The organism is Ruegeria sp. AF3, from assembly GCF_056536285.1.
Genome location: NZ_JBQFJM010000001.1, coordinates 3,278,402 through 3,301,787 on the forward strand (window position 1 = coordinate 3,278,402; position 23,386 = coordinate 3,301,787).

Sequence of the window (23,386 nt, forward strand, 5' to 3'; positions counted from 1 at the left end):
CCTCGGAACCTTTTCAGGTGGGAAGGGGGGCGTCGCGTTTAAGTTGATCCATTACGATCTGGCTTTGTACTCTTGCAACGGCAGGATGCGGCAGGATCACGTGATGTAGCAAGCTGTTGAGGGCGGACAGGTCGTCACAGTAGATGTGCAGCAGATAGTCGGCCTCGCCCGTCATCGTCCATGCGCTGGTAATTTCGGGGCGGGTGTCGACCATGCGGGCAAAGCTTGCGGATTGCTCGGGGCCATGGGTGCCCAGATGCACCTGAACAAACCCCTGCACCTGCAGGCCCAGTTTCAGCGGGTCCAGCCGGGCAGCGTATCCGGTGATGTACCCTTCGACTTCAAGCCGTTGTCGGCGGCGTCCCGCTTGACTGGACGACAAGTTCAGCATTTCACCCAGTTGATGCGCCGTCAGATGTGCATCTTTTTGCAGCGCGGAAAGCAGTCGCTTGTCGGTTGCATCCAGCATGTGCGGAAAAATCCTGATTTTATTAATTTATATGCGCGTTTTACGCGTCATCTTGCAGTTTATACGAAAACAATGCGCAGAAACAGCGCCAGAAAAGTCGTATTTTTGAATCAGCAAAGAAATTCCTGTTTTCGTAGGAGACGCGCCATGGGTCCTTTCCCGCACAATGCCCCGAAATCCGTGATCAGCGAAGAAAACCCTGCCGGTACAGATGGGTTTGAATTCGTCGAATTCGCCCATCCAGAACCGCAGGAGCTGCGTGATCTGTTCGCAAAGATGGGGTTTGATCTGGTGGCCCGCCACAAGGAAAAACCTGCTGTCGAGCTTTGGCAACAAGGGGATGTCACATACATCCTGAATGCTGACCCGGACAGTTTCGCGGCTAAGTTCGTGGCCGAACATGGGCCCTGCGCGCCATCGATGGGCTGGCGGGTGGTGGACGCGCAAAAAGCGTATGAGCATGCCCTGTCAAAAGGTGCGGAACCTTACGACCACGATGACAGAACAATGAATGTGCCTGCGATCAAGGGTATTGGCGGGTCGCTGATTTATTTCATTGATCAGTACTACGACACATCACCCTATAATCAGGAATTCAATTGGATCAAAGAATCAAAACCTCGGGGCGAGGGGTTCTTCTATCTCGATCACCTGACGCACAACGTCTACAAGGGCAACATGGACAAGTGGTTCAAGTTTTATGGCGACCTGTTCAACTTCCGTGAAATCCGTTTCTTTGACATTCAGGGGAAGTTTACCGGCCTTTACAGCCGAGCGCTGACGTCTCCCTGCGGCCGTATCCGTATTCCGATCAACGAGGACCGCGGCGAGACCGGGCAGATCGTGTCTTACCTGAAGAAATACAAAGGCGAAGGCATTCAGCATATCGCTGTTGGCAGCGACGACATCTACGCTTCAACCGATGCTATTGCTGAAAACGGGCTGAAGTTCATGCCGGGTCCAAACGAAGCTTATTACGAGAAGTCCAGGACCCGCGTGGTCGGCCATGAAGAGCCGCTAGACCGGATGATGAAACACGGCATCCTGATCGACGGCGAAGGCGTCGTTGACGGAGGCGAGACGCGCATTCTGTTGCAGATATTCTCGAAAACGGTGATTGGCCCGATCTTCTTCGAGTTCATTCAACGCAAGGGTGATGATGGTTTCGGTGAAGGGAACTTCCAGGCGCTGTTTGAATCCATCGAGCGTGAACAGATCGAAAGCGGCGAGATTTCGGCAGCTTGATCAAAGTAAACCAACATGTCGGAGGCGGTTCTGCCGCCTCCGACGCGCCTGTTTACAGTTAATGGGTCAAGGCCTTGAGTGCCGAAATCAGCCACGCGGCATCGCCAGCGTCACGTTTTGACCCTTCTTCTGATAACGCAGCTCGCTGTCGCTGATGGCAATGACCTTGCCGCCGTCAATACTGTCCCCAACTTTCAGTTTCTTGTAACGTCCACTGGGAAGCCGGACCAAGGCGCGCCGGTTGGCGGGTGTGCCGTAAACACCGATCAGATTCAGGCGACGCAAATTGATCGCGTTATCGAGCGTGGCCTGCCGGGCAACAGACGCAGTTGTGGGAATCTTGGGGGCGACAGATTTCGCCTGAAACGATCCGGATTCGTCAGAGCTCTGGTCCAGCGCGGCCGTTGATCCAAGATTGGAGTTACCAGAAGCGGGTGCCTTTGCAGTGTCCAGACCCGCCGGGCGCACCCTGGGGCGCGGGACACGGACAACGGCCAACGCGGTTGGCGTCTCGTCGATTTCTGTGCGCGCTTGCAGACTGTCCGGGCGTGCTTTTGGGCGCTTGGCCGAAAGCTCTGCCAGCGACCGCCCCCCCAACTGCCCGCGTTCGAAACTCTCGACCAGATCTGAAGGGCGAGGTTTGGGTCGTAGACCGGCCAGCCTTTCGTCGACCTCGTCAAGTACGGGTTCATCTTCGAAACGCACTGGCGTTGCTGGCGGAACCTTTGACGGTCGGCCTTGATAAACGACAATCCCATCCGGGTTCAGCGTTCCTTCCGGTGTAGGTGCCACAAGCCCGCGATCATCCAGATTGAACCGCGCTCCTGCTATGCCATGTTGCACGTCCCGAACGAAGGGTTCGTCGGTATCGAAACTGGAAGCCGGGGGCAGGGCAACCGCATCGCTGGACAGGTCGGATTTGTCGATCGATGTCAGATACAACTCGTCCGGCTCCGGGGCTTCCGGCACGTCCAAAGCGGCCGGGGGCGTTACATTCACACCGGAGGCGGCGCTGATATCCTCGTCTGCCTCGGGGTCCTGAGCGATGGGGTCAACCAGAGTAGGGGCCACCTTGAGCGCCTCAAGGATTGCCGCGTCGGTAGGGGTGAGCTCTGGTTGTTCTACGGCTTCGGCCTCGGCAGGTTCTGGCGTGGGGGGCACATCCCTGTCCAGTGGAGCCTCAGGCGGCAAATTTTCAGGGGGGGTGATTGCCGCAACTTCGGGCACTATCGGTGGCAGGGCGTCGATATCCGGCTCGGAAACACCTATCTCGGTTGGAGTTGGGCTCAGTGCGACCTGATCTGTTTCTCCACCGCTGTCCAAGGCCAGCCAAACGCCGAAAACGCCGCCAAGAAGAACCGCCGCGGCAAATGCCGGGATCGCAATGCGCGGTGCCTGCGCTTTCGTATTCGCAAACTTATTGTCAGGTGTTTCGGGGGTCAGAAACACGTTTGGTGCGGCTGTGCCTGCAATGGGATGCGCTGGTTTCCCGGCGGATTTTGCCGGTTCGGGCTGGTCTGTGTTTTTTGCCGACAGCGGTGGCTCTGCTGGTCGGGTTTCCGATGCGCCCGAACGCTCTGCGAACAATGCTTCTCGAGGGAATGCGTCTGCGTCTTCTTCGGCGCAAAATAAAACCGGCACGAAACCATGGTCCGAGGCAAAGGCCCGAGCCTCGCTCAGCGTTTCTTGCGCAACAGCCGCAACATAGGTGGTGCCGCCTTCGGTTTGATAGTCGTAGCTAAGTTCGGACAAAACGTAAGGCGTTGCGTCAGCAAGTGCGCTCTCAATGCGTTCCACTGTGTCTTGGGGGGGTAAGCCATCGGTTGCAACCTGAAGGTATCGAACCTGTTCGGAAGGCAAAACAAGCTTGCAGCTCAGGTCGTTTTCCAACGCAAAAGCGTTTTCCCGCAAAACCTGCATCTGACCAGACAGGTCCGGCGAATCCAAGGGAATCGAGCCGATAACGAACCATTCGTCATCCGAGTGATGATGCAATGATATTCCGGTCGCAGAAAAAGACAGCGCAAAGGCAGGTTTCATAATCCGCAGGAACCATAATTATCAACGTCAATGCAAACACCTTGGCGTTCGCAGACCGACATTAAAGCAGGAACTTGCCGAGGGAAAGAAAAAGGCAAACTCTCCTCTTGTATGGCAATGCATCGCCGACCCATCTTTAACCCAAGCAAATCGGAGTGATAACATTGAAGACATTCGCTTTTCTGGCCGCGATGATGGCCGCAACGACCGCTGGACTTGCCCATGCGGAAGAACGTCGCATCACCGTTGACGCAACTGGAACCATAGAGGTTGCCCCCGATATGGCGACGATCACATTGGGTGTGACAAATGAAAACGCCGAGGCTTCGGCGGCGATGCAGGCCACCTCGGACGCAGTTGCGAAGATGCTTGTGCACCTGACCGGGATGGGGATTGAAGACCGCGATATCCAGACCCGCGATCTGTCGCTTTCCCCTGTTTGGTCCGGGCGGCACGGGCAGAATGGGGAAACACCGGAGATCTCAGGGTTCGCTGCCTCGAACCGCGTGTTTGTGCGTGTGCATGATCTGTCCAAACTAGGAAGTATCATGGATGCGGTCATTCAGGATGGCGCCAACGATTTTGGTGGATTGAGCTTTGGGGTGCAGGATACCAAACCAATCGAAGCCCAAGCGCGCGCGCAAGCTGTGGGCGAAGCTATGGCCAAGGCCGAGCAGCTGGCACAGGCGGCGGGTGTAACCCTTGGCGCGGTGCAAACGATTTCGGAACAAACGGGGGGCGTGCGCCCGATGCCCGAGATGCGTATGATGAGCATGGCTGACGCAGGGGGTGTTCCTGTGGCAGGTGGTGAGGTTTCGGTGTCTGTCAGCGTCTCGATGGTGTTCGAGATTTCCGAATGAATTCAACCCCTCGCGCGGGCCATCAGCGGTTTTCGTTGTTGGCCCGAAGCGTCGAAATTATCGGGTGACAACCAGGCCTCGAAAGCATCACGGATGCGTGGCCATTCGGTATTTATGATTGAATACCAGGCCGTGTCGCGGTTGCGCCCTTTGTAGTGGGTTGCTTGGCGAAACACGCCTTCGAAGGTGAACCCAAGCCGCTCTGCCGCACTGCGCGACGGACCATTCAGCGCGTCGCATTTCCACTCGTATCGCCGGTAACCCAGTTCATCGAACACGCGCCGCATCATCAGATACATGGCTTCGGTTGATTGCGGCTTGCGCTGAAGCAGGGGTGAAAAGTGGATATGCCCGACCTCAATCGCTCCGGCGGCGGGAGCTATCCTGAGGTAAGAAGCCATGCCCAACGGTACCTCATCACCGTCCAGAACGGTATGGAACATCGGGTCCGCGTCCACGCAGTTGGCGCGCGCCCAGTCTTCGAACTCAGGTTCGCTGTCAAACGGGCCGTAGGGCAGGTAGGTCCAGTTGTGGCCATCCGTGTCCTTGGCAAACGCCCGGAACAGTCCGGGCGCGTGCCTGTTCACATCAAGGGGCACGACAGAACAATACCGGCCCACCATCGGCGTATAGGGTGGTGTCGGGCGTGGAAAGTCACCCGAAACCGGTAAACCGATGGGCTGGCCAAGGTTGTTTGTATCGTGCTGGGTCATGGTCAGGCGGTTGCTTTGGCCAGAGCCTGATCAAGGTCGGCAATCAGATCGTTCACGTCCTCGATCCCGATGGATACGCGCACCACGCTCGGACCTGCGCCCGCGGCTTCCTGCTGTTCCGGGGTCAACTGACGATGTGTGGTCGAAGCCGAATGAATGATCAGCGAACGCGCGTCGCCCAGATTGGCTACGTGGCTGAAAATCTCTAGCGCATTGACCAGTTTGATACAGGCGTCATAGCCACCTTTCACGGCGAATGTGAACAGGGCGCCGGCACCGCGTGGATACTGAGCTTTGACCCGATCCTGATAGGGCGACGAAGGCAGCCCGGCATAGGTGACGTAGTCCACGCGATCATCCGCTTCCAGCCAGGCCGCGATTTTTTGCGCGTTTTCAACATGACGCTCCATCCGCAGCGACAGGGTTTCGATCCCCATCAGCGTGTAGTGGGCCGCCTGCGGGTTCATGGTCATGCCCAGATCGCGCAGACCGATGGCGATGCCGTGGAAGGTAAAGGCCAAAGGTCCGAACGTTTCGTGGAACTTCAGTCCATGATAGGCCGGTTCGGGTTGGCTGAGCGAGGGGAACTTGTCATTTGCCGACCAGTCGAACTTGCCCGAATCCACGATGCAACCGCCAGTGACCGTACCGTTGCCGGTCAGGTACTTGGTGGTTGAATGCACGACCAGGGTCGCTCCATGTTCGATCGGGCGGCACAGATATGGTGTTGCCGAGGTGTTATCGACAATCAGCGGAATGCCCGCCGCATCGGCCACATCTGCCAGTGCACGGATGTCCGTCACATAGCCGCCGGGATTAGCGATAGACTCGCAGAAAATCGCACGGGTATTTTCATCGATTGCGCCCTTCACCGCGTCCAGATCATCGGTGTCGACAAACTTGGCAGACCACCCAAAGCGTTTGATTGTCTGGCTGAACTGGGTGACCGTGCCGCCGTACAGACGGGTTGAGGCGACCACGTTGCAACCCGGACCCATCAGCGGGAACAGCGCCATGATCTGGGCCGCGTGCCCGGACGAACAGCAAACGGCGCCAACACCGCCCTCAAGTGTAGCCACGCGTTCCTGAAGAACAGCCACAGTTGGGTTGGTCAGGCGCGAATAGATAAAGCCCACCTCTTGCAGGTTGAACAGGGCCGCTGCGTGGTCTGCATCGCGAAACACATAGGCCGTGGTCTGATAAATGGGTGTCTGGCGCGCTCCGGTCGCCGGGTCGGGGCGGGCGCCCGCGTGAATTTGCAACGTGTCGAAACCGTAGATAGGGCCGTCAGACATCTTGAAAATCTCCTGTTGGAATTTGTCTTGCGAAATCTGTAGGCCATTGCCCGCTTGCGCACAACGATCCTGTCAGCGCAGCCAGAGGCCCTTGCTTTTGATCGTGTTGCGGATGGCCTGTTCACGTCGTGGCAGATGATCGCGGTCAAACAGGGCGCGGACTTTTGCGCCTTTCCCCTGCAGAACCATCTTTTTCAGCGGCTCATATTGCTTGAGAACCTTCTTGACCTTGTTTGGAGCGACGATGGTTTCCAAAACGTCTATCACATGGTCGCTTTCACGGGCGTACAGCAAGGGAAACAGGCGATAGTGGCAACTGACGGATCCATCCAGCAAACCAGAGGGCAAAACATCACGACCACCGCCGAACGAGTGAATGACAAGGGGCAGGGCGGCCTGATCCAGCCAGGGGTCAAGGCTTTGGCCAGTCAGCTCAGGAATGTTTTCGTCGCGGATTGTTCTGGCGTAGTCCAGAAAACGCTCACCAAATTTCCGGGGGCATTTGTAGAAGAAATAGCCTGCATTGAAATACAGGTACCGTCGCCAGTGGTCATGGGGTTGATCGGTGTCCAGCGAGCTTTCGAAATCCAACCCGAAGCGGTCGTAAAGCGCGCGCCAGATACCGTCAAAACCAGGGCCATACAGCGTTGGTTTGGGCCATGTCCCTTCAACTTTCAGTGACGCGCTGGGGCGGTCGAAGTCAAAAGGAACAGATGTGATCTCGCCAGTGATCAGCGTGTCGGTGTCAAAGAACACAAAGGGCTCTTCTTCTGGCAGGGCCATCAGCGCTTCGATCTTGTTGCCGTAGGGATAGCTTTCACCGAATACATGCGAGTCGAAGGGCAGAATTTCAGCATCCAGTTGTTTCAGGGCTTTCAGAACATCTTCGTCCTGAATGCGGGGATCCTGTTTCCAGCGTGGCCCCGGATTGGGTGTGACGACAAACAGTTTGCCCCCGAATTTCGGTGAAGAATGGCGCAGTGAAGCCGCAAACAGCAGGGCCTCGTATTGCAGACGGTTGTTTTGACCGACGACCGCGACGTTGAATTTCTGTGACGTTGCCTGCATCTATGCCCGTTCCCGACAGGTGTTTGACCATGCACCTTGACGTTCGGATTACATCAAGCGGCCCAAGGCGTCAAAAGCGGATAATTTGAAATTTCATCACGCGATCCCATTTCTTTCAGGGGTCGCTTCAGAAAGGGATACACATGCGGATCAATGCGGATTTCACCAAACGGGTCGCAGTACACTTTGACGAAAGTGAATGGGTCGCTTCTCCCGCCGCAGGGGTCGAGCGCAAAATGCTGGACCGGATTGGTGATGAGGTGGCCCGCGCAACAACCATTGTCCGCTTTGCGCCCGGCAGCACCTTTTCCGCCCATACCCATGACGGCGGCGAGGAATATCTGGTGCTGGACGGTGTATTTCAGGACGAGACCGGAGATTTTCCCGTCGGCAGCTATGTTCGCAACCCTCCAACTTCCTCGCACACTCCGTCCGCTGCCGAGGGCGCAACCATTCTGGTCAAGTTGCACCAGTTTGACCCGCAGGACCGGACCGAGGTTCGTCGCTCGATAAATGGCGATTCTGACGTACAGCTGTTCAAAGATGATCATGAGGACGTTTTTGTGTGGACATGGGCTGCTGGGGACGTGGTCGAGCTGGACGCGCGTGACGGCATGGAAGTGTTTGTCATAAGGGGCAGTTTCTCTGAATCGGGGGAAGAATTTTCGAAATGGGACTGGTTGCGCCTGCCTCCCGGAACGCACTCACGGGCTGTTGCAGGGCCTGATGGGGCCCGAGTCTGGATCAAGTCCTGCCACCTTGGTGAAATGGTCTGAAAGCTTTTCGGCCCTGAAATCAGCTAAAATGCCAATAAATCCGGGTTTAACGGCCCGGATTTTCGATTTTTTGACCATTTGGCAAATTTTACCAATTGATAAAAAATTTATTTGTGGCAAGCTGAGGTCATAACAAACATTTCTACAGGGAGTAGAGTGATGGCACAGGGCCAGATGGCACCCGGCATCGTCGCGGGGCGGCTTTCAAGCGATGAGCTGACCTCGAATTTCACCGATCTGCATCCGCCATTGGCCCCGCATGAGGCCGCAGTTGCAGCAGACCGTTGTTATTTCTGCTATGACGCACCTTGCGTGACAGCGTGTCCGACAGACATCGATATTCCGCTATTCATCCGGCAGATTCAGGCCGGACAGCCCCAGGCTGCCGGGCGAACGATCTTTCAGCAAAACATTCTGGGCGGAATGTGCGCCCGTGTCTGTCCGACGGAAACACTGTGCGAGGAGGCCTGTGTTCGTGAGGCGGCCGAGGGCAAACCGGTCGAGATCGGACGGCTACAGCGCTTTGCGACAGATGATCTTATGTCCTCGGGCGCGCATCCGTTTGAACGTGCGGCATCGACCGGGAAAACGGTTGCTGTCGTGGGGGCAGGGCCTGCTGGTCTGGCCTGTGCGCATCGTCTTGCCATGCTGGGCCATGACGTGGTGATCCACGAAGGCAAGCCCAAACCGGGCGGTCTGAACGAATATGGGATTGCCGCCTATAAATCGACCAACAACTTTGCGCAGGCCGAGGTCGACTGGCTGCTGAAAATCGGTGGTATCACGATTGAAACCGGGTCGGTTCTGGGTGAAGGCATCTCACTGGATGGTCTGGTCGAAAACTACGACGCGGTGTTCCTGTCCATCGGGCTTGCTGGGGTCAATGCCCTGCGCGCGGATGGTGTTGACAAGGACGGCGTGCGGGATGCCGTCGATTTCATCGCGGACGTGCGGCAAGCTGGTGATCTTGCAAAGCTTCCTGTCGGGCGGAACGTCGTCGTTATTGGCGGAGGCATGACTGCCGTGGACGCGGCGGTAAAGTCCAAATTGTTAGGTGCCGAAAACGTCACCATTGCCTATCGCCGGGGACGCGACGCCATGGGTGCCAGCCGGTACGAGCAGGATCTGGCAGCCTCGCACGGGGTTCAGATTTTGACCAATGTGCAGCCGGTGGCAGTACACGGCAATGGAGCCGCTACCGAGATTGAGCTGGAATATACCTCGAGCCAGAACGGTCAGCTTACCGGAACCGGAGAGACGGTCCGGCTGCGGGCAGATCAGGTTCTCAAAGCCATCGGTCAGACGCTGGAAGGTGCGCCGGAAGGGCTGAAGCTGGACGGCAACAAGATCGCTGTCAGCGGTGCAGGCCGCACTTCCGTGGCTGGTGTCTGGGCAGGTGGAGATTGCGCGGCGGGCGGCGAAGACCTCACCGTTACGGCTGTTGCTGAAGGCCGGGATGCTGCGATGGACATCCACGCGACGCTGGTTTCGTGATAGGATGGGGTATTCGCCCCATTCCTTTCGCTGCTGAGGTATTCCCATGTCCCAGATCGAACAAGCCGTAGCGCAACACTACACCACCGGAGCACTGGCCGACCGCGTTCGCGCGGCGCTTGAGGCCAGCGGTATCGATCCGGATGCGGCCACGGTCGCAGACCTGAAAGCGGGGGACGAGTTCCACACGGGCGGCGTTCTGGCGACCAACAACCTGTTTGCGCAGTTGTCGCCGACCCATGCGACCCGTGTTCTGGATGTCGGATGCGGTATCGGCGGAACCTCTCGCTATGTCGTGGATCGCTATGATTCGACAGTAACAGGTGTCGATCTGACACCGGAATTCGTTGAAACCGCCAGGGTTCTCAGCGATATGGTCGGGCATTCCTCGAAAACCAGCTTTCATGTGGGCAGCGCTTTGGAGATGCCGGTGCCGGATGCTGGGTTCGACCTGGCCGTCATGATGCATGTCGGCATGAACATAAAGGACAAGGCCGGGCTGTTCGCCGAAGTGTCGCGGGCGCTTGCCAAGGGCGGTACTTTTGCCCTTTTCGATGTGATGGCCGGAGACGTGGACGAGCCGCTGGCTTTCCCTCTGCCGTGGTCCACTGTTGCCGAGACCTCGTTCGTGGATGCGCCGGATGTTTATAAGTCTGCGGCAAGCGCCGCGGGTTTTGAACTGGTGACAGAAACGGATCGCACCGAATTCGCGATACAGTTCTTTGAGGACGTCTTTGCAAAGATTGCCGAATCCGGCCCGGCACCACTGGGCATTCATCTGATGATGGGCGAGACGGCGCCCGAAAAGTTCCAGAACTACGTCAAAAACCTCAAGGCCGGGCGCATACGCCCGACCGAAATGATATTCAAAAAATCCGGCTGAGCCGGGAAGGGAGAAGCCATGGCCGATCTGACGACTAACTTTCTGGGCATTTCCAGCCCAAACCCTTACTGGCTGGCCTCTGCGCCGCCGACGGACAAGGAATACAATGTTCGTCGCGCGTTTGAGGCCGGTTGGGGCGGTGTTGTGTGGAAGACACTGGGGTCCGAGGGACCGCCGGTCGTAAATGTGAACGGCCCGCGGTATGGCGCGATCTACGGTGCCGACCGCCGTTTGCTGGGACTGAACAATATCGAACTGATCACCGACCGCCCGCTTGAGGTGAACCTCGAGGAAATGGCGCGGGTCAAGTCCGACTATCCGGATCGCGCCCTGATCGCTTCGATCATGGTGCCCTGCGAGGAAGAAGCCTGGAAAGCCATTCTACCGCGCGTGGCTGAAACCGGCGCAGACGGAATCGAATTGAACTTCGGTTGCCCGCACGGGATGAGTGAGCGCGGCATGGGGTCCGCCGTAGGGCAGGTGCCGGAATATATCGAGATGGTCACGCGTTGGTGCAAGCAATACTATGACCGTCCGGTCATCGTGAAACTGACACCGAATATCACCGACATCCGGAAACCCGCGGCGGCGGCCAGAAATGGTGGCGCGGACGCGGTGTCGCTGATCAACACGATCAATTCGATCACCAGCGTCAATCTGGACACGTTCAGCCCGGAACCCTCGATCGATGGCAGGGGCAGCCACGGAGGGTATTGTGGCCCTGCCGTGAAACCGATCGCTCTGTCGATGGTGTCCGAAATCGCACGGGCCGAGGCGACGCATGGCATGCCGATCTCGGGCATCGGGGGTGTCACCACATGGCGTGATGCGGCCGAGTTTATCTCGCTGGGATGTGGCACGGTGCAGGTCTGTACCGCTGCGATGACCTATGGGTTCAAGATCATCGATGAATTGACAGCAGGTCTGTCGGAATGGATGGATGAAAAGGGGTATACCAGCATTGATGAGGTGATCGGACGCGCGGTGCCCAATGTCACCGATTGGCAATACCTGAACCTGAACTACATCGCCAAAGCCAAGATCGATCAGGACCAGTGCATCAAATGCGGCCGATGCTATGCCGCCTGTGAAGATACCAGCCATCAGGCGATTTCAATGTCGGATGACCGTGTGTTCGAGGTGATGGATGACGAATGCGTCGCCTGTAACCTCTGCGTTGATGTCTGCCCGGTGGAAGGCTGTATTTCGATGGTGCCGATGGCGGCGGGTGAAATCGATCCGCGCACCGGGAAAGAGGTTCAGCCGACCTACGCGAACTGGACCACGCACCCGAACAATCCGATGGCCAAAGCAGCGGAATGATCGAGACAGGGAATATCCCTCAGGGGCCGCTGACGCGGCCCCTGAATTCATGGTGTCAGGAGTTTTCGGTACAGCGTATCAACAAAGGGTTCTGCACCCTCAAACGGGTTTTCGTCGCCCAGAATTGCCCGCACCTGAACGTCGAAATCGGCATAATGCTGCGTCAGCGCCCAGATCGAAAACATCAGATGATAAGGGTGCAGCCGCGTGATTTTGCCCTGATCCATCCAGTTAGTGAGAATGGTGACCTTTTCGTCAACCAGTTGTTTGAGATCATTGGACAAAGCATCGTGAATGCGGGGCGCGCCTTGCACAAGCTCATTGGCAAAAAGGCGGCTTTCCCGTGGTAGCTCCTGACTCATCTGCAGTTTCCGGCGAATATAGGCCAGCATTTCCTCCATCGGATCACCGGTCTCATCCAGATCGTGCAAGGGCGCCAGCCAGGTTTCCAGCAAGCCCGAAAGCAATTCGGTGTGGATCGCCTCTTTGGACGCGAAATAGTAGAGGAGATTGGGTTTGCTCAACCCCGCCTCGGCGGCAATCTGATCGACGGTCGCCCCACGAAACCCGTGTGCGGAAAACACATTCAGGGCAGCCTCGAGAATCGCGGCTCGGTTCTTCTTCTGGATACGAGTCGGTGCGCGGTCTTTCGGCATGATTTCAGTGTGTCTCTTTTTTCGTCGGATAGGCACGGATTACACTGAAATTTCAGGCTTTGCCGCGCAATTTCTTGACTGATACCGAACCCGTGATAGCGTGAGTTTGACCAGTTGGTCAAATCAAGACACCAATAGCGAGCAAAATCGCAAGCAAACAGGGAATAAGACAATGGCAGCTCCGGCGCAGAATCTCAGGATCAATGGCGACAGGTTGTGGGACAGCCTGATGGAGATGGCTAAGATCGGTCCCGGTGTTGCGGGGGGGAATAACCGGCAAACTCTGACTGACGAAGATGCCGAAGGCCGCGCCTTGTTCCAGAAGTGGTGTGAAGAGGCTGGATGCACCATGGGTCTGGACCAGATGGGCAACATGTTTGCGCATCGTGAGGGCACCGATCCGGACGCTTTGCCGGTCTATGTGGGATCGCATCTGGATACGCAGCCGACCGGTGGAAAATATGACGGTGTGCTGGGCGTTCTGGGCGGGTTGGAAATTATCCGAACGCTCAACGATCTCGGGATCAAGACAAGACATCCCATCGTGGCGACCAACTGGACCAACGAGGAAGGGACGCGATATGCGCCTGCCATGCTGTCGTCCGGTGTCTTTGCAGGAATGCACACGCAGGACTGGGCGTATGACCGTGAAGATGCCGAGGGTAAGAAATTCGGGGATGAACTGAACCGGATCGGTTGGCGCGGCGAAGAAGAAGTCGGCGCGCGCAAGATGCGCGCTTTCTTTGAGTTGCATATCGAACAGGGCCCGATCCTTGAAGCTGAAGGCAAGGATATCGGCGTCGTTACCCACGGTCAGGGTCTGAGCTGGACACAGATCACGCTGACCGGAAAGGATGCCCATACCGGTTCGACCCCGATGCCGATGCGCAAGAATGCCGGGCTGGCGATGGCGCGCATTCTTGAGAAAGTGGACGAAATCGCCTGGTCTCATGCGCCGCATGCGGTTGGTGCTGCGGGTCATATTGACGTTTTCCCGAACTCGCGAAATGTAATCCCCGGAAAAGTCGTTTTTACGGTCGATTTCCGCTCGCCCGAGCTGGAGGTGATCACCGACATGGAAAACCGCCTGCGGGTGGCGGCGGAAGATATTGTCGAAGAAATGGGCCTGCAGATCGAATTCGAGAAAGTCGGCGGTTTTGATCCGGTTAAATTCGACGACGATTGCGTGTCCGCCGTGCGCGATGCGGCTGAAAGGTTGGGCTATTCGCATACCAACATCATCTCGGGCGCGGGGCATGATGCCTGCTGGATCAACCGTGTGGCCCCGACCGCCATGGTCATGTGCCCCTGTGTTGATGGGTTGAGCCATAATGAGGCTGAAGAGATCAGCAAGGATTGGGCAGCAGCCGGGGCAGATGTCCTGCTGCATGCCGTGGTCGAGACTGCCGAAATCGTGGAATAGGGGCGCTGCCCCCGTCGCCCATTGGGCGACTCCCCCGGGATATTTTTGGCCAGATGAAGCAAGCGGCGCAGACCGCATCAGGGAGTTCAAAATGAGTACTGTTATCAAAAACGGAACCGTTGTCACCGCGGATTTGTCTTACAAGGCGGATGTATTGGTCGAAGGCGGCGTCATCACCGGGATCGGGATGGGTCTGAAAGGGGATAGCGAGCTGGACGCGACCGGCTGTTATGTGATGCCCGGCGGGATTGATCCGCATACCCATCTGGAAATGCCGTTCATGGGCACCTATTCCAGCGACGATTTCGAAAGCGGTACGCGGGCGGCCCTGGCGGGGGGCACGACGATGGTTGTTGATTTCGCGCTGCCCAATCCGGGCGAAAGCCTGCTGGATGCCCTGAAGCGCTGGGACAACAAATCAACTCGGGCGAATTGCGACTACTCGTTCCACATGGCAGTGACATGGTGGGGTGAACAGGTATTTGACGACCTCAAGACCGTGATCGAGACGCGCGGCATCAACACGTTCAAGCATTTCATGGCCTATAAAGGCGCATTGATGGTGAATGACGATGAGCTTTATGCCTCGTTCAGGCGTTTGGCCGAACTGGGCGGCATCGCAATGGTGCATGCCGAGAATGGTGACGTCGTTGCCGAGCTGAGCGCCAAGCTGCTGGCTGAGGGGAACTCTGGCCCCGAAGCGCATGCCTATTCCAGACCACCGCAGGTGGAAGGTGAGGCCACCAACCGGGCCATCATGATCGCTGATATGGCGGGCGTGCCGCTTTATGTTGTTCATACATCCTGCGAAGAGTCTCATGAGGCCATTCGCCGGGCCCGAATGCAGGGCAAGAGGGTGTGGGGTGAACCGCTGATTCAGCATCTGACCCTGGATGAAAGTGAATATTTCAATCAGGATTGGGACCACGCCGCGCGGCGGGTCATGAGCCCCCCGTTCCGCAATAAGCAGCACCAGGACAGCCTGTGGAATGGCCTGCAATCAGGGTCGCTGAGTGTTGTGGCAACCGACCATTGCGCCTTTACGACCGAACAGAAACGTTTTGGAGTTGGGGATTTCACCAAGATCCCTAACGGGACCGGCGGTCTGGAGGATCGGATGCCGATGCTGTGGACGCACGGTGTGAATACCGGGCGCCTGACGCACAACGAATTTGTAGCGGTGACTTCTACAAACATCGCCAAGATACTGAATTGCTATCCGAAAAAGGGCGCGATCCTTGTTGGAGCGGATGCAGATATCGTCGTATGGGATCCTGAGAAAACGAAAACGATCAGGGCCAGTACGCAGCAATCTTCGATCGACTACAACGTGTTTGAGGGCAAAGAGGTCAAAGGCTTGCCGCGCTTTACGCTGACCCGTGGACAGGTTGCGGTACATGATGGTGAAATCCGCACGCAGGAAGGCCATGGCGAGTTCGTAGCGCGCGAGGCAAATACGACCGTCAACAAGGCTTTGAGCGCGTGGAAAGAACTAACCGCCCCTCGGCCAGTTGAGCGGACAGGTATCCCGGCGACGGGGGTTTGATCCGTTGGGCCGCTATTTGGGCGGCCCCGGTACCACTCTTTTCAAGGCAGTAGAATGACCACTGAAAGCACGACCCAGCACGTCATCGAAGCAAGGCAGCTTGACCTCACCTTTCAAACCAATGACGGGCCTGTTCACGCGTTGAAAGACGTGAACCTGACGATCGACAAGGGTGAATTTGTTAGTTTCATTGGCCCCTCGGGCTGTGGGAAAACCACTTTCCTGCGCTGTATCGCGGCCTTGGAGTCACCGACCGGCGGGTCGCTGACTGTCAACGGAATGACAGCGGACGAAGCGCGGCGGAACAGGGCCTATGGGTATGTCTTTCAGGCAGCGGGCCTTTATCCCTGGCGCACCATAGCAAAGAACGTCAAGTTGCCGCTTGAGATCATGGGCTATTCCGCGTCCGAGCAGGAAGAAAGGGTGAGAAAAGTCCTGGAACTGGTTGATCTTGAAGGGTTCGGTGGGAAATTCCCATGGCAGTTATCCGGCGGGATGCAGCAGCGCGCCAGCATCGCGCGGGCCTTGGCCTTTGATGCCGATATCTTGTTGATGGATGAGCCGTTCGGCGCTTTGGATGAGATTGTGCGCGACCACTTGAACGAGCAGCTTCTGGCGCTTTGGGCAAGAACCGAAAAGACCATCGGATTCGTGACGCATTCGATTCCCGAAGCCGTATATCTGAGCACCAAGATTGTCGTGATGAGCCCGCGGCCGGGGCGGATTACGGATGTGATCGACAGCCCGCTGCCAAAGGAACGACCGTTGGACATTCGTGACACCCCAGAATTCATCGAAGTGGCCCATCGTGTTCGCGACGGGTTGCGGGCGGGGCATTCTTATGACGACTGATCCGGGGGCAGAAACCATCAGACAGGCCGTGGTAGGTGACGTGCCGGCTTGTGCCCGCGTGATTTACAATTGGGCCTCGCAGGCGGACTGGATGCCTGATGAAATGCCGGTGGAGGAATTGGCGGCCTTGATCCGCGATGCGTTCGACAGCCGTGAGATCTGGGTCGCGGGTGATCCGGTTGATTGCTACATGTCCGTTGATCCGGCGCAGAGTAAAATCGGTGCGTTGTATTGCAGCCGGACGGGGCAGGGAATTGGCAAGCGTTTCGTTGACAAGGCGAAGGAGGGTCGGACCCACCTTTGGCTGACAACACACAAACCCAATCAGGCGGCGCAGAGGTTTTACCGCCGTGAAGGGTTCGAGGTAACCGCCGAAGAACTGCCTGCACCGCCGGATACAGTGCCCGTCTATCGTATGGAGTGGCACGCATGAAGCAGATCATCGCCGTTTTCACCGTCGTCGCCGTGATCGTTCTGTTCTGGTATACCGCTTGCGTTCCAATGAACATCAAAGGGGTTTTGACCGAACTTGAACGTGGTGGAGCCGAGGTTCAGCCGCCCACCGCAAGCGCGCGTCGGGATCTGGGAGAGTTCGGTCTGGTTCAGGATAACTCGTTCGCGATTCCAGCAACTTGGGAGCAGGGTAAGCCCCGTTTGCCATCACCTCATCAGGTGGCGACTGAACTGTGGGATACAACTGTCCTGAAGAAAATCAACTCGAAAAGATCGCTGATCTTTCATGGGTGGGTGACACTCAGCGCTACGATGCTGGGCTTTGTCATCGGGACCGGGCTGGGAGTCTTGTTGGCCGTTGGGATCGTGCATAGCCGCGTGATGGATTTGTCGGTCATGCCATGGGCTATCGTGAGCCAGACGATCCCGATTATCGCTCTGGCACCGATGATTATCGTGGTCCTGTACTCGGTTGGGGTTCAGGGGATCATTCCCAAAGCGATCATCTCAGCTTATCTGAGCTTTTTTCCGGTTGTTGTAGGCATGGTCAAAGGGTTGCGCAGCCCTGACGCGATGCAACTTGACCTGTTGCGGACCTATAATGCCAGCCAATCCCAAGGGTTTTGGAAACTGCGCTTGCCTGCGTCGATGCCATACCTGTTCACCTCGTTGAAAATCGGTATTGCGGCATCGCTGGTCGGCGCAATCGTGGGCGAGCTGCCGACAGGCGCTGTCGCAGGATTGGGCGCTCGGTTGCTGGCAGGCAGTTACTATGGTCAAACCGTGCAGATATGGTCAGCGCTGTTTGCAGCAGCCATTCTGGCCGCGTGCCTGGTCGGTTTGCTGGGATTGATTGAACGGTCGGTTCTGAGGCGAATGGGGATGGCGCAATGATGTTGGTTGTCTTTGCTTTGCTGCTGTGGGCCTTCGGCTGGTGGTTGAACAGCCGATTGGCCAGTGGCCCGCAAGCCGACAGCCAGATGGTACGCTTCCTGGCACCGGTGATTTTTGGTCTGACCATCGTCGGAGCCTGGGAGCTGGTGGTCCGCGGGCTTGAAGTGCCGCTGGTCATTCTGCCTGCACCCTCCGCCATAGCGGTGCGATTTGCAGGTAGCATTGACATTCTTTGGGCCGACTTTGTTCAGACTATCCTGAAAGGCGCGCTCAGCGGATATGTCATCGGCTGTGGATCGGCCTTCCTTATAGCGATTGCTGTTGATCGGTGGGATTTCCTGCGTTTGGGGCTATTGCCAGTCGGGAATTTCGTCGCGGCTTTGCCTATTGTGGGGACGGCACCCATTCTGGTCATGTGGTTCGGGTTTGATTGGCATTCCAAAGCGGCGGTGGTCGTTGTGATGGTGTTCTTTCCGATGCTGGTCAACACCGTGGCCGGTCTGCGCGAGGCCACAGCGATGCAGCGTGACTTGATGGAAACCTATGCTGCAAGTTATTGGCACAGCTTTCTGAAGTTGCGGCTGCCTGCGGCGATGCCTTTCATTTTCAACGGGTTGAAGATTTCGACAACTTTGGCTTTGATTGGCGCCATCGTGGCTGAATTCTTCGGATCGCCAACACTCGGTATGGGATTTCGGATATCCACCAGCGTCGGTCAATTGTCGTTGGACATGGTCTGGGCCGAAATCGTTGTTGCCGCTATCGCAGGTACGGCCTTTTATGGCCTGGTGGCGGGAATCGAAAAAGTGGTGACGTTCTGGCACCCCTCACAACGCGGATAAGACGAAGAAAATCAACAGACCCTGAAAATCGGGGCGCAACAAGCAACTAGGAGAAATGAAGATGAACAAGCTATTCAGCGGGGCGGTTGCCGCCTTTGGTCTGGCAGCCAGTACGGCGCTGGCGGCGGATGAAGTGACACTGCAACTGAAATGGGTCACGCAAGCACAATTCGCGGGCTACTACGTTGCCAAGGACAAGGGCTTTTACGAGGAAGAAGGGCTGGACGTTACCATTCTGCCCGGCGGGCCTGACATTGCTCCGACACAGGTGATTGCGGGCGGCGGTGCTGATGTGACCGTTGAATGGATGCCTGCCGCTCTGGCCGCACGTGAAAAAGGGTTGCCGTTGGTGAACATCGCCCAGCCGTTCAAAAGCTCGGGCATGATGCTGACCTGCTGGAAAGATGCCGGTATTTCGTCGCCCGAGGACCTGAAGAACCGCACGCTGGGCGTCTGGTTCTTTGGCAATGAATTCCCGTTCATGAGCTGGATGAGCCAGTTGGGCATCAGCACTGATGGGAAAGGCGACAACGGTGTGGAAGTTCTGAAACAGGGCTTCAACGTCGACCCGCTGCTGCAACGTCAGGCGGATTGCATCAGCACCATGACCTACAATGAATACTGGCAGGTCATCGATGCCGGTGTCAGCCCGGATGAACTGGTAACCTTCAAATACGAAGACCAGGGTGTCGCGACGCTGGAAGACGGTCTTTACGTTCTGGAAGAAAATCTCAGCGATGCGGCGTTCACCGACAAGATGCAGCGGTTTGTGCGCGCCTCGATGAAAGGTTGGAAATACGCCGAGGAGAACCCCGATGAAGCGGCAGATATCGTGCTGGAGAACGATGCAACGGGTGCGCAGACAGAAGAGCATCAGAAACGCATGATGGGTGAGATCGCCAAGTTGACCGCAGGTTCGAACGGCGCGCTGGACCCGGCGGATTTTGATCGCACCGTTGGTACTCTGCTGGCCGGAGGTTCTGATCCGGTAATCACCAAAACACCCGAAGGGGCCTGGACGCATCAGATCACGGACGCTGCTCTGAACTGACGCCAACGGTTCATCTGAGTGAAAAAAAACGCGGTCCCAATCGGGGCCGCGTTTCGTATTCGGGATGTCGGAATTGTGTCTGTACTTGGCACCGAAAAGAAGTAGTATTTCCCTGTAATCTAGCGCGTTCTGTACGAAGCGTAGATAACTAGGAAGAAAATGCAGGAATTTTCATCAGAATTCAGCGCTGCGATCGCCTTGATCCTCGGGGGAGATTCTGAGCTGTGGGCAATTGTGTTGTTGTCTCTGAAAGTGTCCGTGTTTGCAGTGCTGGTTTCTGCTCTGATCGGAATGCCCGTGGGGGCTGCGTTGGCCGTCGCCCGGTTCCCCGGCCGCAGGATGCTGATCGTCCTGATGAATGCACTGATGGGGTTTCCACCGGTTGTCGTGGGCCTGCTGGTCTATCTGACCCTGTCCCGTTCCGGTCCCCTTGGGGTGCTTGAGCTTTTGTACACTCCGACTGCCATGATCATTGCGCAGGTCGTTTTGGTCACCCCCATTGTCGCGGCTTTGACGCGACAGGTTGTTGAGATGCTGGCTGAGGAATATTCCGAACAACTGCGCTCCTTGGGTGTGTCACGGCTGGCCTCGGTGCCGGTTTTGTTGTGGGATGCGCGACTGGCACTTGTCACGGCTTTGCTTGCAGGTTTCGGACGCGCCATCGCCGAGGTGGGCGCGGTTATCATCGTTGGCGGAAACATCAATCATGTGACCCGCGTGATGACGACGACCATTGCGCTTGAAACGTCGAAGGGAAATCTGTCTCTGGCATTGGCGCTGGGGGCGATCCTGATCGGAATTGCAATTGCCGTAAACGCGATGGTCAGCGCGGTCAGTTTGCGGGCCGAACAGGAGGGGTTGCGCCATGCGTGACGTGACCTGTGACATGTCGAACTGTCTGACAGTTGAAAACTTGCAAATTCGCAGCAACGGCAAGGTTTTGCTGGATGTTCCTTCATTGGTTCTGGATGGTCTGGGGCCGACGTTGCTTCTTGGCCCCAACGGTGCGGGCAAAAGCCTGTTGCTGCGGTGCTTGCATGGCCTGATCTCGCCGGATCGCGGGCGGGTGGTGCAGGATGGAAACCCTCTGGGCGCCGCGCAGAAAGCGCGCCAAGCCATGGTGTTTCAGAGACCGGTTCTGTTGCGACGGTCTGTTGCTGCAAACCTGGGCTTTGTCCTTAAGCGACAGGGCATTGGGCGAACAGCAAGAAAGGCACGTATCACCGAGTTGCTGGCCGAAGGCGGGCTGGATGGTAAGGCCCGGCAATCCGCCCGATCACTGTCGGGCGGCGAGGCCCAGAGGCTGGCCATATTGCGTGCCTTGGCGCTGGAGCCCGAAACACTGTTTCTGGACGAACCGACCAGCGCCCTTGATCCCGGCGCGACACAGATGATCGAACGTATGGTTCTGCGCGCCTCTGCGCGGGGTGTACGGATCGTGATGGTGACACATGATATTGGTCAGGCCCGTCGTTTGGCCTCGGATGTGGTCATGATGCAGGGCGGTCTTGTGGTTGAACACGGTCCCGCAAAACAGGTTTTGGATACCCCGGTAAGCGAAGCATCGCGCCGCTACCTCGCGGGTGGATTGGTTACTTAAAAGATAAAACGGAGAGTATGATGTTCCGCGCAATATTTCGGGCAGCAGTGATAGCCCTTGGTCTGTCGGCAAGTGCGGCCAGGGCAGAGACTCCGTTCATTGTCGTTCAATCTACGACATCCACCCAGAACTCGGGGCTGTTGGACTATATTCTGCCGTGGTTCGAGGCCGATTCGGGCATTGACGTGCGCGTCGTGGCCGTAGGAACAGGTCAGGCAATTCGCAACGCAGTGAACGGTGACGGTGACGTCCTGCTGGTTCACGCCAAATCCGCCGAAGAGAAATTCGTCGCTGATGGATATGGCGTGGAGCGGAGGGACCTGATGTATAACGATTTTGTATTGGTGGGCCCCAAGGCAGATCCTGCCGGAATTCGCGGTGGTGCCGAAATTTTGAACGCTCTTGCTGCGATCGCAAGCGCTGAAGCCCCGTTTGCATCGCGCGGAGATGACAGTGGAACGCATAAGGCCGAGCTGCGGCATTGGTCTGCCGCGGGGCTGGATCCAACCGGCGCATCCGGCAGTTGGTATCGGGAAACCGGGTCGGGTATGGGGGCAACGCTGAATGTGGCCAGCGGCATGAACGCGTATACTCTGACAGATCGGGCGACGTGGCTATCCTTTGGTAACAGAGGCAATCTTGAGATCCTGGTCGAAGGTGATCCGCGTCTGTTCAACCAATATGGTGTGATCCTCGTAAATCCCGAAAAGCATCCCCATGTGCGCGCTGCCTCTGGACAGCGGTTCATCGATTGGTTGACCGGGCCGGACGGGCAGGAGGCGATCGCCTCTTTCCGACTGGACGGTCAGCAGGTGTTTTTCCCCAATGCGCAATAAGCTGGCCTGCGGCCAGCCCCTGCGGGGCGAGTATTTTTGAAAAGATGAAGGCGCGGGTGGAAGCTCACCCGCTGGCCCCATTGTGGTGGATCGTGCCAAGACCAGACAGGTCATAGCCGCCGAATTCGCTTGCCCGCTGGGCGAATTGACCCGAGCGCAACAGGGTCAGCAGTTTCCGTATTGGCGGATCGAAGAAGGCCCGGCGCCAGATCGCGAGGTCCAGCCGCTCGGAATGAGTGGGGACAAAACCCAAGTTGTAGAGCCCGGCTAGGGCGCCAAGCCCAAAACCGGCCTCGGCCTTCCGGTCATGCAGGGCGATGGCCAGCTCTTCTTCTGTGCGTGCGCAGCCTGGTCGAATGTCCAGATCATCCCGGCTCAGACCGTGGGCATCAAGTTGGGAGTCAAACAGGCGCTGGCTTGCCGCACTGTCCTGACGTAGCATGACGGTGCGAGACTTGAGGTCGTCAAAAGAATTGATGTCGGATATGCCCGGGGCAAGAAGCAATCCACGCTCACGTCGGGCGATTTCAAACAGGATCACCGGGGCTTCGCCCAAAGTGTTAAGCAGGGATTCTTTGTTGAATCCGCCATTTTCGTGGATGTGCAGCACAGCGGCCTGCGCGCTGCGTTTGCTGAGCCTGATCAGCCCGTCAAAAGAACCGTCGTAATAGGTGGCCAGCCCCGATCCACTTTCACGTAACGCCCAGTCCAGCAAGGGATCGTGGCTGCCCGCTATGATCGGGGGCAGGGGCGGTTCGGCGACCTGAGGACCGGATCGCGACGCGTTGAGCCAGGCAATGATCTCGGCCCGCGGAAACAACAGCTTACCCATGGCGCGCACGCACGGTATTTCGCCTGACGAGGCAAGGTCATAGGCCTTCCGCTCGCCAATGCGCAGCAGATCGGCCAGTTCACGGGTGGTCAGATATTGCGGCATTCAGTCGAGGCGCACGGCGGTGCCGGATGTTGTGTCAGCGGTACTGAATCCGATTTGTTCCAGCACAAACGGGGCTGCGCCTGCAATAACGACCATCGCGGCGACGGCGGCGAGAAAGGCTTTCATGGGC

24 protein-coding genes are annotated in these 23,386 nt (G+C 57.2%); 16 read left to right on the forward strand and 8 right to left on the reverse strand.

The window, feature by feature from the left end; all coding sequences use genetic code 11:
- Nucleotides 1-13: 13 nt before the first annotated feature.
- Entirely contained in the window at nucleotides 14-469 is a 456-nt protein-coding gene (locus ACR3FC_RS16415) for an Lrp/AsnC family transcriptional regulator (protein ID WP_480476618.1), read from the reverse strand.
- 147 nt (nucleotides 470-616) lie between these two features.
- Here ACR3FC_RS16415 and hppD point away from each other — a divergent pair, with 147 nt between their 5' ends.
- On the forward strand, nucleotides 617-1,714 hold the full coding sequence (gene hppD, locus ACR3FC_RS16420) for a 4-hydroxyphenylpyruvate dioxygenase (RefSeq protein WP_480476620.1): 1,098 nt from the start codon (nucleotides 617-619) through the stop codon (nucleotides 1,712-1,714).
- Nucleotides 1,715-1,801: 87 nt separating this feature from the next.
- Here the strand turns inward: hppD and ACR3FC_RS16425 are convergent, their stop codons facing one another.
- Nucleotides 1,802-3,754: a hypothetical protein gene (locus ACR3FC_RS16425; RefSeq protein WP_480476622.1), complete on the reverse strand. Its 1,953-nt coding sequence runs from the start codon at nucleotides 3,752-3,754 to the stop codon at nucleotides 1,802-1,804.
- A gap of 155 nt (nucleotides 3,755-3,909) precedes the next feature.
- Between ACR3FC_RS16425 and ACR3FC_RS16430 the strand changes: the two genes are divergently transcribed.
- A complete protein-coding gene (locus tag ACR3FC_RS16430; protein WP_480476624.1) occupies nucleotides 3,910-4,614 on the forward strand; it encodes an SIMPL domain-containing protein in 705 nt (234 codons plus the stop codon).
- A 2-nt stretch (nucleotides 4,615-4,616) separates the two neighbouring features.
- Here ACR3FC_RS16430 and ACR3FC_RS16435 read toward each other — a convergent pair whose 3' ends face one another.
- The 3 genes from ACR3FC_RS16435 to ACR3FC_RS16445 all read right to left on the reverse strand — a co-directional run bounded on the left by ACR3FC_RS16435 (nucleotide 4,617) and on the right by ACR3FC_RS16445 (nucleotide 7,690).
- Nucleotides 4,617-5,327 (reverse strand): GNAT family N-acetyltransferase, encoded by a 711-nt coding sequence (locus ACR3FC_RS16435; protein WP_480476626.1) that lies wholly within the window; start codon nucleotides 5,325-5,327, stop codon nucleotides 4,617-4,619.
- 2 nt (nucleotides 5,328-5,329) lie between these two features.
- Nucleotides 5,330-6,622 carry an O-acetylhomoserine aminocarboxypropyltransferase/cysteine synthase family protein gene (locus ACR3FC_RS16440; protein WP_480476628.1) on the reverse strand — a complete coding sequence of 431 codons (1,293 nt, stop codon included), beginning with the start codon at nucleotides 6,620-6,622 and terminating at the stop codon, nucleotides 5,330-5,332.
- 72 nt (nucleotides 6,623-6,694) lie between these two features.
- Complete coding sequence (locus tag ACR3FC_RS16445) at nucleotides 6,695-7,690, reverse strand: hypothetical protein (RefSeq protein ID WP_480476630.1); 996 nt, start codon at nucleotides 7,688-7,690, stop codon at nucleotides 6,695-6,697.
- Between the two features lie 143 nt (nucleotides 7,691-7,833).
- Between ACR3FC_RS16445 and ACR3FC_RS16450 the strand changes: the two genes are divergently transcribed.
- The 4 genes from ACR3FC_RS16450 (at nucleotide 7,834) to preA (ending at nucleotide 12,166) form a co-directional block, all read left to right on the forward strand.
- Nucleotides 7,834-8,466, forward strand: coding sequence for a cupin domain-containing protein (locus ACR3FC_RS16450; protein WP_480476632.1), 633 nt, complete (start codon nucleotides 7,834-7,836; stop codon nucleotides 8,464-8,466).
- Between the two features lie 159 nt (nucleotides 8,467-8,625).
- Nucleotides 8,626-9,960, forward strand: a complete 1,335-nt coding sequence (locus ACR3FC_RS16455; protein WP_480476634.1) for an NAD(P)-dependent oxidoreductase — start codon at nucleotides 8,626-8,628, stop codon at nucleotides 9,958-9,960.
- A gap of 46 nt (nucleotides 9,961-10,006) precedes the next feature.
- Nucleotides 10,007-10,843, forward strand: coding sequence for a class I SAM-dependent methyltransferase (locus ACR3FC_RS16460; protein ID WP_480476636.1), 837 nt, complete (start codon nucleotides 10,007-10,009; stop codon nucleotides 10,841-10,843).
- A gap of 18 nt (nucleotides 10,844-10,861) precedes the next feature.
- Nucleotides 10,862-12,166, forward strand: coding sequence for an NAD-dependent dihydropyrimidine dehydrogenase subunit PreA (gene preA / locus ACR3FC_RS16465; protein WP_480476638.1), 1,305 nt, complete (start codon nucleotides 10,862-10,864; stop codon nucleotides 12,164-12,166).
- 47 nt (nucleotides 12,167-12,213) lie between these two features.
- On the opposite strand, the gene ACR3FC_RS16470 is transcribed toward preA, so the two are convergent.
- A complete protein-coding gene (locus ACR3FC_RS16470) occupies nucleotides 12,214-12,822 on the reverse strand; it encodes a TetR family transcriptional regulator C-terminal domain-containing protein (RefSeq protein WP_480476640.1) in 609 nt (202 codons plus the stop codon).
- A gap of 172 nt (nucleotides 12,823-12,994) precedes the next feature.
- Between ACR3FC_RS16470 and ACR3FC_RS16475 the strand changes: the two genes are divergently transcribed.
- From ACR3FC_RS16475 to ACR3FC_RS16520, 10 genes are all read left to right on the forward strand, one after another.
- Complete coding sequence (locus ACR3FC_RS16475) at nucleotides 12,995-14,245, forward strand: Zn-dependent hydrolase (RefSeq protein WP_480476642.1); 1,251 nt, start codon at nucleotides 12,995-12,997, stop codon at nucleotides 14,243-14,245.
- Nucleotides 14,246-14,336: 91 nt separating this feature from the next.
- Entirely contained in the window at nucleotides 14,337-15,791 is a 1,455-nt protein-coding gene (gene hydA / locus ACR3FC_RS16480; RefSeq protein WP_480476644.1) for a dihydropyrimidinase, read from the forward strand.
- A 54-nt stretch (nucleotides 15,792-15,845) separates the two neighbouring features.
- Nucleotides 15,846-16,643 carry an ABC transporter ATP-binding protein gene (locus ACR3FC_RS16485; protein ID WP_480476646.1) on the forward strand — a complete coding sequence of 266 codons (798 nt, stop codon included), beginning with the start codon at nucleotides 15,846-15,848 and terminating at the stop codon, nucleotides 16,641-16,643.
- Entirely contained in the window at nucleotides 16,633-17,076 is a 444-nt protein-coding gene (locus ACR3FC_RS16490; protein ID WP_480476648.1) for an N-acetyltransferase family protein, read from the forward strand. Before ACR3FC_RS16485 ends, ACR3FC_RS16490 begins: the two co-directional genes overlap by 11 nt.
- The gene (locus tag ACR3FC_RS16495) at nucleotides 17,073-17,990 is read left to right on the forward strand and encodes an ABC transporter permease (protein WP_480476650.1); all 918 of its coding nucleotides are present in this window, start codon (nucleotides 17,073-17,075) and stop codon (nucleotides 17,988-17,990) included. Before ACR3FC_RS16490 ends, ACR3FC_RS16495 begins: the two co-directional genes overlap by 4 nt.
- Nucleotides 17,987-18,832 (forward strand): ABC transporter permease, encoded by an 846-nt coding sequence (locus tag ACR3FC_RS16500; RefSeq protein ID WP_480476652.1) that lies wholly within the window; start codon nucleotides 17,987-17,989, stop codon nucleotides 18,830-18,832. Before ACR3FC_RS16495 ends, ACR3FC_RS16500 begins: the two co-directional genes overlap by 4 nt.
- Before the next feature lie 61 nt (nucleotides 18,833-18,893).
- A complete protein-coding gene (locus tag ACR3FC_RS16505) occupies nucleotides 18,894-19,883 on the forward strand; it encodes an ABC transporter substrate-binding protein (RefSeq protein WP_480476654.1) in 990 nt (329 codons plus the stop codon).
- Between the two features lie 159 nt (nucleotides 19,884-20,042).
- Entirely contained in the window at nucleotides 20,043-20,756 is a 714-nt protein-coding gene (locus tag ACR3FC_RS16510) for an ABC transporter permease (protein WP_480476656.1), read from the forward strand.
- Nucleotides 20,749-21,483, forward strand: a complete 735-nt coding sequence (locus ACR3FC_RS16515) for an ATP-binding cassette domain-containing protein (RefSeq protein WP_480476658.1) — start codon at nucleotides 20,749-20,751, stop codon at nucleotides 21,481-21,483. The genes ACR3FC_RS16510 and ACR3FC_RS16515 overlap by 8 nt, the downstream gene beginning before the upstream one ends.
- A 20-nt stretch (nucleotides 21,484-21,503) precedes the next feature.
- Nucleotides 21,504-22,319, forward strand: coding sequence for an ABC transporter substrate-binding protein (locus ACR3FC_RS16520; protein WP_480476660.1), 816 nt, complete (start codon nucleotides 21,504-21,506; stop codon nucleotides 22,317-22,319).
- 64 nt (nucleotides 22,320-22,383) lie between these two features.
- On the opposite strand, the gene ACR3FC_RS16525 is transcribed toward ACR3FC_RS16520, so the two are convergent.
- Both ACR3FC_RS16525 and ACR3FC_RS16530 read right to left on the reverse strand, forming a co-directional pair.
- Nucleotides 22,384-23,256, reverse strand: coding sequence for a substrate-binding domain-containing protein (locus tag ACR3FC_RS16525; RefSeq protein ID WP_480476662.1), 873 nt, complete (start codon nucleotides 23,254-23,256; stop codon nucleotides 22,384-22,386).
- The gene (locus tag ACR3FC_RS16530) at nucleotides 23,257-23,382 is read right to left on the reverse strand and encodes a hypothetical protein (RefSeq protein WP_480476664.1); all 126 of its coding nucleotides are present in this window, start codon (nucleotides 23,380-23,382) and stop codon (nucleotides 23,257-23,259) included.
- Between the last annotated feature and the right edge of the window lie 4 nt (nucleotides 23,383-23,386).